Here is a 10,847-nt window from a genome sequence, read left to right as displayed (position 1 = left end):
CTTCGTCCCTCGCGGCCCGACCTTCTTCGTCGCCCTTCACAAAAAGCGCGGACGACCTCGTGCTAGCGTCCGAAGATCCGCATCTGCAACATCACGGTGAGTCGCGCGTCGGGGTCGGACAGGTCGAGCCCGCTGATCTCGGTGAGCCGTTTGAGCCGGTAGCGGAAGGTGTTGGCGTGCACGTGGACCTGCGCGCAGGCGGCGTTGACGTCGCCGAACGCGTCGAGGTAGGCCCGCAGGGTGGCCACCAGCTCGCTGCCGTGCTCGGCGTCGTGCGCCAGCAGCCGCTCGTACGGGCCGGTGGGCACCTGCTCCTCGGCGGCGACCACGTCGGAGACCTGGAGCAGCAGCGACTCGAAGTGCACGGCCGTGTAGCCGGCGACCTGGCCGGCCTGGCCGCGGGCGCGCAGCACGCGCAGCGCCCGGTCGGCGTCGGCGCGGGCGCGCGCCACCTGGGAGAGGTTGGCGGCCAGCCGGCCGACCCCGATGTTGGCCGCGTGCCGCGGCCCGACCCTGGACAGGAAGGACTCCGCGACGCGCACGGCCCGGGTCTCCTCGTCGCCGCCCGAGCTCAGCGGCAGGACGGCGTAGGCGACCGAGCCGATCATCGCGGCGGCGGCCTTGGGATGGATGGCGCCGACGTGCAGCGCCAGGGCGTCGCAGAAACGTTGCCGGTCGCTCTCGGCGCGCGCCGGGTCGGCCGCGTCGCCGTCGGCGAGCTGGGCGGCGAGCACGCACAGGCGCTCGGTGGCGATGCCGAGCCGGCCCGCGGCGTCGGCCGCGTCGGAACCGCCGGCCAGCACCGTGGACAGCAGGTCGGCGCGCAGCCGCCGCTGGGTGTCGGCGCCGGCGCGCTCGCGCAGCAGCTGCAGCGCGACGATCTTGGCCGCGTCGGCCAGGGCGCGCTCGCGCTGCGGGGTGAGCGGCTCGCGCACGGCGACCCAGATGGAGCCGAGGATCTCGTCCCCGATCCGGACGGCCACGGCCGCCCGGTTGATGCTGTCGCCGTCGAGCTCGATGTAGATCGGGTCGCGGCTCTGGTAGAGCTTCTTGAAGAAGCCGCGCTCGTCGAGCATGCGCTGGAAACGCTCGGGCACCTGACGGCCGAGCACGGTCTCGACCCGGCCGGGGTCGGCTTCGTCCTGCCGGCCGGAGAAGGCCAGGACGCGGGTCGACCTGTCCTCGATGGTGACGGGCGCGTCGAGCAGCGCGCAGACGGCGTTGGCCAGCGCGAACAGATCGCCCTGCGGCCCCTTCTCCGGCATGGCCAGGTCGCCCTCGGCCAGCAGGGACCGCAGCAGCGCGGCGACCTGCGACCAGGACGCGGCCCTGGTCAGCCCGAGCACGGCGACGCCGGTCTCCAGGACCTTGCTGCGCACCTGCTCGTCGACGTCGACCGGCAGCTTGACGACGATGCCGCTGGCCTCGCGGGCGGCGTCGAGCAGGCCGCAGATGGCGGTGGCGCCCTGCACGCCGACGGCCAGCAGCAGCCCGCCCGGCGGCACGTAGAGCTCGTCGAGCGGGTCGTAGATGTGCACCCCGGTGACCTCGGTGTCGAGGTCACCGGGCGAGGCTGCCACGTCGAGGACCGTGCTGCCGAGATCGAACAGGATCCGCTCAAGGCTGGCACGCGGACGGCTGTTCATCCGCTCACGATAGTCGACGTAGACCGTCATCAGCCGCGCAGGTGCTCGACGGCGAGACGGGCGGCCTCGCCGATGGCGGCGTCCGCGGCCGGAATGCGGAAGGCCAGGTTGTCGCCGTGCAGGAACACCGCGACGGCGTACCGGCCGCCGTCGGGGTACTCCACGACGCCCGCCTCGTTGCGCACGCCCCACAGGGTGCCGGTCTTGGCCGACACCCGCACCTCGTCCGGGAAGCCCGAGGAGAGGCGGTGCGGCCAGATCTGCCTGCTCATGATGTCGCGGACCTCCGCGCACGCCTCGGCGGGGCCCGCCTGGTCGCGCCAGACGAGACCGAGCAACGTGGTGATCTCGCGGGGCGTGCCCGCGGTGGTCCGTTCCGGATCGCGTACGGCCAGCGCCCTGATCCGCTCCTCGGGGATGCCGGCCACGTCGATGGTGCCCAGCTCCTCGACCACGGACTCGAACAGCGTCGCGCAGCCGCCGATCAGCCGGGTGCGCCCGAGCCCGAGTTCCGCCAGCGTGGCGTTGACGCGGTCGAGGCCCACCCGGCGCAGCAGCACGTCGGTGGCCGCGTTGTCGCTCATCGACATCATGAAGTGGGCCAGGTCGCGCAGCGTCAGCGACACGTCGTCGGCGCAGCCCGAGGTGCCGATGCCGCCGTCCTTGTCCGCCGCGGTGACGGTGAGCCGTTCGGTGCGGTCCACCTCGCCCGCCGCGGCCTGCCTGGCGTACTCCAGCAGGATCGGCAGCTTGAACACCGAGGCCAGCACGACCGGGGCGTCCGGGTCGAGGCCGATCTCGGCCTCGCCGTCCAGGTCGCGGGCGTGCACGAAGCCGCGCACGCCCGCCGCCGCGAAGACCTTCCGCGCGTCCTGCTCAAACACGCGGGACCGCCCGGCCGTTGTGCAGGTGCGTGGCGACGCCGTCCCGCAGGACGAACGTGACGGTGTCGTGCCTGCCCTCCTCGGGCTGCTCGGCGATGAAGGTGTCCTCGGCGAGGTGGACGTACCTGGCGGTGCTGCCCTGCTCGCCCATGCTGGCCATGAACGCGCCGGGGATCAGGGTGACCTCGACGCCGTCGGCCGCCGGGGAGACCTCGTAGGCCAGCTGCGGCCCCTCGTACCGGCCGACGTACGGCGCGGGGTCCACGGCGCGCGGCTGCTCCGGCGGCGCGGGCAGGTCGGGGGCCGCCAGCCCGCCCTCCCTGAGCAGCGGCAGCAGCAGGTCGTTCATGACGCCGATGAAGTTGCCGCCGTTCATGCTCATCGCGATCGCGTACGAGCCGTCGTCGGCCACCCGCCAGAACGTGCTCTGGCCCGGGGTCCCGCCGTCGTGGCCGTAGGCGCCCCAGGTGAACAGCTCGAAGCCGAGCCCCCAGTTGGCGGCCATCAGGCCGGGCACGCCCGGCACCGCGACCTGCGGGGTGCGCATCGCGGCGACGCTCTCCGCCGACAGCACCCGGGCGCCATCCTCGGCCAGGCCGCCCGCGGCGAACATGCGGCCGAAGCGCACCAGCTCGCGCGGGGCCAGGCACATGGTGGCCCCGGCGGGCGCGTTGGAGCGGGGCATCTGCCACTGGGGATAGACGTCGTTGCCCGGCCCGATGTGCCCGGCCGCCGCGCGGAACAGCACGGCCTCCTCGGCCAGCAGGGCCGCGTGGGTGGCGCCGAGCGGCTTCAGCAGGTGGTCCCGCATGGCCTGTTCCCAGGTCGTGCCGCGCAGCCTGGCCACGATGGCGCCGAGCACGCAGTAGCCGGCGTTGCAGTACGAGAACAGCTCGCCCGGCTCGTGCACCTTGCCCGCGCCGTGCAGGTAGGCCACGAACTTCTCGAGGCTGTCGTCACCGCGCCCGGTGTCCTCGAACAGGTCGCCGTCGAAGCCGCCGGTGTGCGTCAGCAGCTGCCGGACGCTGATCACGGCGTCGTAGGACAGGGCGAACTCGGGCAGGTACGCCCCGATCTCCTCGTCCAGGTCGAGCAGGCCCTCCTCGGCCAGCTGCATGATCAGCGCGGCCGTCCACACCTTGGTGGTGGAGCCGACCTGGAAGACGCTGTCGGGGGTGGTCTCCACGCCGGTGTTCCGGTTGACCACGCCCGTGGCGGCCTCGTGCAGCCGGCCGCCGGACCACACCGCGATGGCGGCGCCGGGCACGTCGTGAGCCGCGGCCGCTTCGTCGAGGCGTTTCTGCAGATCCATGCGGTCTCCTCAGGCGATCTTGGGGGTGGCGCGGACGCCGAGGTGGAAGTAGGGCGAACCGTCGTCGAGCTGGTAGAACACGCCCGAGACCCAGTCGGGGTCGCCCTCGCGGCGGCCGACGAAGGTGACGTCGTCGACGGCGACGAGGTCGAGGTCGAACGGCTCCTGCAGGGCGGCGAGCGCGCCCGTCGCCTCGACGCGCAACCTGAGCGCGCCGTCGTGCACGCTGGCGGTCATGCGCGCGCCGACCCGCTCGTAGACGCCGGCGTACCGCTCGACGTCCACCTGCACGGGGGTCTCCGGCGGGCCGAGCACCGGCGGCACGGCCAGGCCGTCGAGCTCGGCGAACAGCTCGGTGGCCACGGCGTGGGTGAGGGCGCCGCTGTGGCCGCCGTTGGTGGTCACGCACACGACGGTGCCGGTGTCGGGCACGACCCAGAGCATGGCGTGCTGGCCGATGGTGTTGCCGCCGTGCGAGATGACGCGGTGGCCGGACCACTCGTCGAGGATCCAGCCGATGCCCCACTGCCTGCCCAGGGTGTGCGGGTTGGGGATGTCGACCTGCGGCTCCCACATCGCCCGCGGGTCGTCCAGCAGGCCGCCCTCCAGGTGGGCGCGGCCGAAGGCGACCACGTCACGCGGACGGGCGCAGATGAGGCCGGCCGGGCCGCACGAGCGCATGAGGCCCCACACCGGGGCCGCCTTGCCGTCCTCGACGTGGCCGTGCGCGGCGCGGAAGCGCAGCACGTCCTCCGGGAGCGTCCAGGTGTGGGTCAGGCCGAGCGGCTCGCAGATGTTCTCGCGCAGCACCTCGTCCCAGGTCTTGCCCTCCAGCACCTCCAGGATGCGCCCGGCGATGACGAAGCCGGAGTTGCAGTAGGACTGGGTGGCGCCGAGCGGGTGGTTCTGCGCCAGGTCGGCGCAGGCCTCGACGTACTTCTGGATGCAGTCGTCGCCGCGGCCGGTGTCGAGGAACAGGTCGCCGTCGATGCCGCTGGTGTGCGACAGCAGGTGCCGGACCGTGACGGTCTTGGTCACCTCGGCGTCGGCGACCCGGAAACCGGGCAGCAGGTCGGCGACCGGGGTGTCCAGGGTCAGCCGGCCGCGCTCGACCTGCTGCATGAGCAGGGTGGCCGTCCAGACCTTGGAGACCGAGCCGATCTGGAACAGGGAGTCGGGGGTCGCCTCCACGCCGGTGTCGACGTTGAGCACGCCCGCGGCGAACTCGTGCAGCTCCCCGTTGTGCAGGTAGGCGAGCGCCGCGCCCGGGACCTCGTACTTCTCGATCAGTTCGGCGAGACGCTGACCCATTGATCCAGCCACGCGAGGATCCTTTCGTTGTAGTCGAAACGGTGTGAAGGGCGTCCGTTGAGGATGAACAGGTGTGAACCACCGGGATACCGGACCAGGCGGACCGGCACCCGGCGCTCACGCAGCGCCTCGAACCACTGCTCGGCCTGGCCGATCGGGCAGCGGTCGTCCGACCCGCCGTGCAGGATCAGCGTCGGGGTGACGACGTCGCCGGCGTAGGTGATCGGCGACTGCTCGACGAACTCGTCCCTGACCTCGTGCTTGGCCAGGAAGTGGCCGAGGTCGGCGGTGCCGGCCATGCTGCGCAGGTCGACCACGACCCCGCCGGGGACGGCCGCGGCGAACCGCCCGGTCCTGCCGGTGAGCCAGCAGGTCATGTAGCCGCCGTAGCTGTAGCCGGTGACCGCCAGCCGGGCGGGGTCGGCGACGCCCTCCTCGACCAGGACGTCGAGCGGGGTGAGGAAGTCGTCCTCGTCCGCCAGGCCCCAGGCGCCGAGCCCGGCGTTGTAGAACGCCTCGCCGTACCCGTCGCTGGCCCGCGGGTTCACCAGCAGGACGGTCCAGCCCTGCGCGGCGAGCGCCTGGTGGTAGAGGTGCACGCCGTCGAAGACGGGCGCCCAGGCGTTGTGCGGGCCGCCGTGGATGTCCAGCAGCAGCGGGCCCGGCTCGGTCAGCGTCTCGTCGCGCAGCACGAACGCCTCGACCGGCGTGCCGTCGGGGGCGGTGAAGGTGCGGCTGCGCGCCTGGAACAGCTCGACGCCCTCGGGGGCGTGGTCGGTGAGAGCCGCGCCGTCGAGGTAGACGTCACCGGCGCTGCGCGGCGTGGAGGCGACGTAGGCCACCCGTCCGGCCGCGACGCTGACGCCGGCCACGTTCCGGTCCTCGTCCACGATCCGCTCGGCGACGCCGCCGGGCGGCAGCCGGTACAGGTGGGTGAATCCGCGGTCGCGGACGCAGAACAGCAGGTCGTCGCCGTTCATCGCGGGCGTCGCCCCCGGGTAGCCGGGCGCGCCGATCATCACGTTGCGGTCGAGGCCGGTCTCGATCTCGGCGAAGTCGTCCCCTTCGAGGGCGAACAGGCGGGTGTGGCCCTCGGGCACGCCGCGGTAACCGGCCACGATCCAGCGGCCGCCCAGCCACCAGACGCCCATGCAGATCACGCCGTCGCCGCCCGCGCGTTCGAGCGCGCCGTCCTGCTTGGGCTCGACCAGGTAGAGGCCGCCGCAGATGTCCAGGTCGCGGTCGGGGTCCAGGCCGGCGGTGAAGGCCAGCAGGCCGCCGTCCGGGGACCAGGCGGGCGCGCCGGCGTGGAAGTCGCCCGAGGTCACCTGCACGGAGGCGCCGTCCTCGACGTCGATGACGAACAGGTGCGTGGTCAGGCCGCACAGCAGCCCGGCGCCGTCGGCCTTGTACTCCAGCGTGTCGATGACGATCGGCGCGTTCGGGTCCACCTCGCCGGACGGCCCGGCGTAGGCGATGCGGGTACCGTCGGGCGACCAGACGGGCACCCCGGCGCCCAGCGGCGCGGAGGTGAGGACGCGCGGCTCGCCGCCGTCCATGGGCAGCAGGTGGATCTGCGGCGGCCCGCCGGCCGGGCGCAGGAAGGCGAGGGTGCGGCCGTCGGGCGACCAGCGGGGGGCCGCGCCGGTCGCCAGCCTTCGCGGGGCGGCGCCCGGGGTGGCCAGCCAGATCTCGGTCACGTTGGCGTCGGACTCGCGGTCCGCGGTCGTCAGGGTGTAGGCGACGGCGGAGCCGTCCGGACGCAGCTGTGGGTCACCGGGTACGGCCAGGCCGTACAGGTCGTCGAGGGAGAGGCGGCGCATGACCGAACGCTAGGCCAGGCCGCCGCAGTCCTCTTCATCGTGGACGACGAATAGCGTCTGAGACCTTGTGCCCGGGGCCAAAGCGCCCCCGGGCCGCCCGCCTACCGCGTCGTGGCCTTCTCGCGCTCGGCCCGCTCCCTGATCAGCTCCTCGACCGCGCTGGGCAGGGTCGTCTCGAAGTCGATCAGCTTCACCCACGTCGGGGTGACGACGATGCGGACCATGCCGTCGTAGAGCGAGCGGACCTCGGCCTCCCACTCGACCCGCTGCTCGGCCGTCATCTCGTACGAGCCGTTCATCTGGAGGAACTCCTCCGGGATGCCGTCCACGACGTCCAGTTCGGCCCGGCCGCGGATCAGCAGGATCTTGGGCGGGTGCACCTCGGTGTCGATCGTCAGGGCGACCGTCGGGTTCTGGCGCAGGGCCGGGAGCTTGGGGGCGTTTTTCGTGGTGCACATGACGATCTGCGAGCCGTTCCAGGTGAAGGAGATGGGGATGTTCCGCGGCGTGCCGTCCTTGGCCACGTACGCCAGCCGGGTCAGGTCGCGGGCCAGCAGCTCCCGGCTGATCGGCCGGTCCAGGATCTCGGTGATCTCGTGCGTTCGCATGGTCGTCCCTTCAGGGTCGTCTTCGTGTTCCGGTCCTGGGACGGAGCCGCCTGAGGGTTCTCGACATCCGCCGCCGAACAATTTTTCGGCGGCGGACCTGGTTCGTGGCGGGGACGTCAGCCGGCGGGCGTGCCGAACCAGCGGGACAGGTGCCCGTCCAGATCCCGCTGGTCGTCGCCGACCCAGGCGACGTGGCCGTCCGGACGCAGCAGCACGCACGGGACGTCGAGGGCCGCACCGGGATCCGCGAGGTGGTCCACCCGGTCCGACCAGCCGCCGGGGGTCAGGCGTTCGGTGCGGTCCAGCAGCAGGCCGCGGCCGCGGCGCAGCAGATCGTAGAGGCGGCCCTGTTTCACCTCGATGTCGCGCAGGCGGCGGCCGAGCAGGTCGGGGCCCTCGCCGAAGTCGTAGCGGACGCCGAGCGCGGTGATCTTCTCGATCAGGTGCCGGTTCACCTCGTCGAAGTCCATCAGCTCGGTGAGCAGCCTGCGCACGGCCCGCGGGCCCGGTCCGGCGGACAGCAGTTCCGTCTGGGCGCGGGTGTTGTCCAGCACGTCCGCCGCGACCGGGCGGCGTTCGGCCTGGTAGGTGTCCAGGAGCGGGTCCGGCGCCCAGCCGCGGATCTGCGCGGCCAGTTTCCAGCCGAGGTTGACGGCGTCCTGAACGCCCAGGTTCAGGCCCTGTCCGCCGATGGGCGGGTGGATGTGCGCCGCGTCGCCGGCCAGCAGCACCCGCCCGGCCCGGTACCGCTCGGCCAGCCGGGTGGCGTCACCGAAGCGGGACAACCAGCGCGGGGAGTGCACGCCGAAGTCGCTTCCTGCGACCGCGCGCAGCTGTCGCCTGAACTCGTCGAGGGTGGGCGGCTCCGCGCGGTCGCCGGCCTCGGCCGCGGGCACGACGACGCTGTAGATCCCCTGGCCGAAGGGCCGCACCCAGAACGGCTGGGGCTTCTCGCGCAGCCCGGCGATCGTGGCGGCGATCTCTTCGGCCGGTACGCCCGCCTCCATCTCGCCCATCAGCGTCCCGGTCCGCGAGGGTTCGCCGGGGAAACCGACGCCGAGCAGTTTGCGCACCGTGCTGCGCGCCCCGTCGCAGCCGACGAGGTAGCGGGCACGCACCCGTTCCCCGTCGGCCAGTTCGACGGTCACGCCCTCGTCGTCCTGGTCGAGGCCGGTCACCGCCTGACCGTGCCGGACGTGCGCGCCCAGTTCGAGCGCGTGCTCTTCGAGCAGCCGCTCGATGACCGGCTGCGGGATGCCCACCATGTAGGCGTGCGCGGAATCCAGGCCCTTGGGCGCGGGCTTGTCGATGGCGGCGAAGAAACCGGCGGCCGGACGCCGCCGGCCGTGCCGGAGCACGCGCTCCAGCAGGCCGCGCATCGCCATCAGTTCGAGGCTGCGAATATGCAGCCCGACGATGCGGACGAACGACTTGGGCTCGGTCTCCTTCTCCAGGACGAGGACCCGTACGTCGTGCAGCCGCAGTTCGGCGGCGAGCATCGCGCCGGTCGGCCCGCATCCGGCGATGACCACGTCGTAGGCGAGGGGTGCTGCGGTGGGCTGCGGAGAATGCATGGTTGGTGCCTTTCGGGAGTGCCTGCTGGCGTGGCGCTCCCGGCGACACCTGTCTCAGTCGCCGACCGTGACCCCCAGGGGGAGCACCCATGTCGTCGTTGTGTCCACGGGTACCACCTCCTCGGTCTCTCGCACGGCCACCGGCAAACTAGCAGTGGCCGCCGCACGCCGCCAACGGGTTTTCACGCGGGCTCCTCGCGGCGGGCGGCCGGCTCCGCGGCGGGGTCCTGGTAGCGGGCGGCGAGCGTGGTCGCGCGGGCGTGCAGGGAGTCGCGCAACCACTGCGGGGACAGGGCCTCGGCGTCCGTGCCGAGCTGCCACAACGCCCAGACGGCGTGCCTGTCGTCCTGGAAGGTGACCTCCAGCCGCAGCAGGCCGTCGGGGCCGGCCTCCTCGGCGAGGACGGCCAGCGCGGTGCCCAGCAGCTCCTCCCGCCGCCTCGGGGCCATCCGTACCGTCACGGTGACCTGGTCGCCGCCGGTGCGGAACCGGGTGCTGCGCTCCTGCCAGGCCCGGTCCAGGTCGACCCGGTCGGGCCGCTGCGCGGGTTCGGGGAGCGCCCTGGCGGCCTGGACGCGCGACAGCCGGTAGGTGCGGTCGGCCCCCGACCTCGTCGCCAGCAGGTAGCCCCGGTCGCGGATGGTGACCAGGCCGATCGGGTCGACCGTCCGCCACTCGGGCGTTCCGCCGAAGGGCGCGTAGTGGATCTCCAGCTTGCGTCCGGCGAAGACCGCGCGCAGGACCTCGGCCGCCACGGCGTCGGGAACCTCCTCGGCGGCCGGCCGGCGGGACAGCAGGTCGGTCTCGGGGTCGATGAGCAGCCGCTCGGCCGCGCCGGCCGCGGTGTCCCGGTAGCTGTCGGGGAGCGCGTCGACCACCTTGAGCATCGCCGAGGCGAGCGCCGAGCCGAGGCCGAACGCCTGCGCGCCGCGCCGCGACCCGGCGACCAGCAGGGCGAGCGCCTCGTCGGGGTTGAGGCCGGTGAGCTCGGTCCGGAAGCCGGGCAACAACGCGAAGCCGCCGTGCCGGCCGCGTTCGGCATAGACCGGGACGCCCGCCGCGGACAGCGCCTCGATGTCGCGCAGCACCGTGCGGGTGGACACCTCCAGCTCGCGGGCGAGGGTGGTCGCGGACAGCCGTCCGTGTTGCCGCAGCAGCAGCACCAGGGAGACCAGCCGGTCGGCACGCATGCGAAAACCCTATCGAGATACACGACACAGGATGTCGTGATTCGTTGGGAGGCTGATCACCATGACGTCGAAGAACCTGACATCGAACGGAGCCGGCATGACACTGCAACGAACGGCGATCAACCCGGTCACCTGGTCGGTCGAGATGGGATTCAACCAGGGCGAGCTGGTCTCCGGGCAGACCCGCACCCTGTACTGCTCCGGGCAGACCGCGATGGGCGACGACGGCACGCCCCGGCATGACGGTGACATGGCGGCGCAGCTGGCGCTGAGCCTGGACAACCTGGACGCCGTCCTCGGCAAGGCCGGCATGTCGTTGGCGGACCTCGTCCGGCTCAACGTCTACACCACGGACGTGGATCTGCTCTTCCAGCACTACGGCGTGCTGGCGGCGCGGCTGGGGGCCGCCGGGGCGGCGCCCGCCACCACGATGCTCGGCGTGACCCGGCTGGCGATCCCCACCTTGATGGTCGAGCTGGAGGGCACCGCGGTCGCCTGA

General features: G+C 72.8%; 9 protein-coding genes. 1 reads left to right on the top strand and 8 read right to left on the bottom strand.

Annotated features, from left to right (window positions below):
- Positions 1–62 precede the first annotated feature (62 nt).
- From ACFYYW_RS39080 to ACFYYW_RS39045, 8 genes are all read right to left on the bottom strand, one after another.
- The gene (locus ACFYYW_RS39080) at positions 63–1,646 is read right to left on the bottom strand and encodes a helix-turn-helix domain-containing protein (protein WP_364390226.1); all 1,584 of its coding nucleotides are present in this window, start codon (positions 1,644–1,646) and stop codon (positions 63–65) included.
- A gap of 29 nt (positions 1,647–1,675) precedes the next feature.
- The gene (locus ACFYYW_RS39075; RefSeq protein WP_387657028.1) at positions 1,676–2,530 is read right to left on the bottom strand and encodes a serine hydrolase; all 855 of its coding nucleotides are present in this window, start codon (positions 2,528–2,530) and stop codon (positions 1,676–1,678) included.
- Complete coding sequence (locus ACFYYW_RS39070) at positions 2,523–3,842, bottom strand: serine hydrolase domain-containing protein (RefSeq protein WP_387657025.1); 1,320 nt, start codon at positions 3,840–3,842, stop codon at positions 2,523–2,525. Before ACFYYW_RS39070 ends, ACFYYW_RS39075 begins: the two co-directional genes overlap by 8 nt.
- A gap of 9 nt (positions 3,843–3,851) precedes the next feature.
- Complete coding sequence (locus tag ACFYYW_RS39065) at positions 3,852–5,165, bottom strand: serine hydrolase domain-containing protein (RefSeq protein WP_387657022.1); 1,314 nt, start codon at positions 5,163–5,165, stop codon at positions 3,852–3,854.
- The gene (locus tag ACFYYW_RS39060) at positions 5,129–6,976 is read right to left on the bottom strand and encodes a S9 family peptidase (RefSeq protein ID WP_387657019.1); all 1,848 of its coding nucleotides are present in this window, start codon (positions 6,974–6,976) and stop codon (positions 5,129–5,131) included. The genes ACFYYW_RS39065 and ACFYYW_RS39060 overlap by 37 nt, the downstream gene beginning before the upstream one ends.
- A 101-nt stretch (positions 6,977–7,077) precedes the next feature.
- Complete coding sequence (locus ACFYYW_RS39055) at positions 7,078–7,584, bottom strand: pyridoxamine 5'-phosphate oxidase family protein (RefSeq protein WP_387657016.1); 507 nt, start codon at positions 7,582–7,584, stop codon at positions 7,078–7,080.
- Between the two features lie 116 nt (positions 7,585–7,700).
- Positions 7,701–9,158, bottom strand: coding sequence for a rifampin monooxygenase (gene rox, locus ACFYYW_RS39050; protein ID WP_387657013.1), 1,458 nt, complete (start codon positions 9,156–9,158; stop codon positions 7,701–7,703).
- Between the two features lie 182 nt (positions 9,159–9,340).
- Positions 9,341–10,348: a helix-turn-helix transcriptional regulator gene (locus tag ACFYYW_RS39045; protein WP_387657010.1), complete on the bottom strand. Its 1,008-nt coding sequence runs from the start codon at positions 10,346–10,348 to the stop codon at positions 9,341–9,343.
- Positions 10,349–10,451: 103 nt separating this feature from the next.
- Between ACFYYW_RS39045 and ACFYYW_RS39040 the strand changes: the two genes are divergently transcribed.
- A complete protein-coding gene (locus tag ACFYYW_RS39040; RefSeq protein ID WP_352323311.1) occupies positions 10,452–10,847 on the top strand; it encodes a RidA family protein in 396 nt (131 codons plus the stop codon).

It is taken from the genome of Nonomuraea sp. NPDC001831, assembly GCF_042892035.1.
Lineage (GTDB): Bacteria > Actinomycetota > Actinomycetes > Streptosporangiales > Streptosporangiaceae > Nonomuraea.
This window is presented reverse-complemented; position numbering and strand designations above follow the sequence as displayed.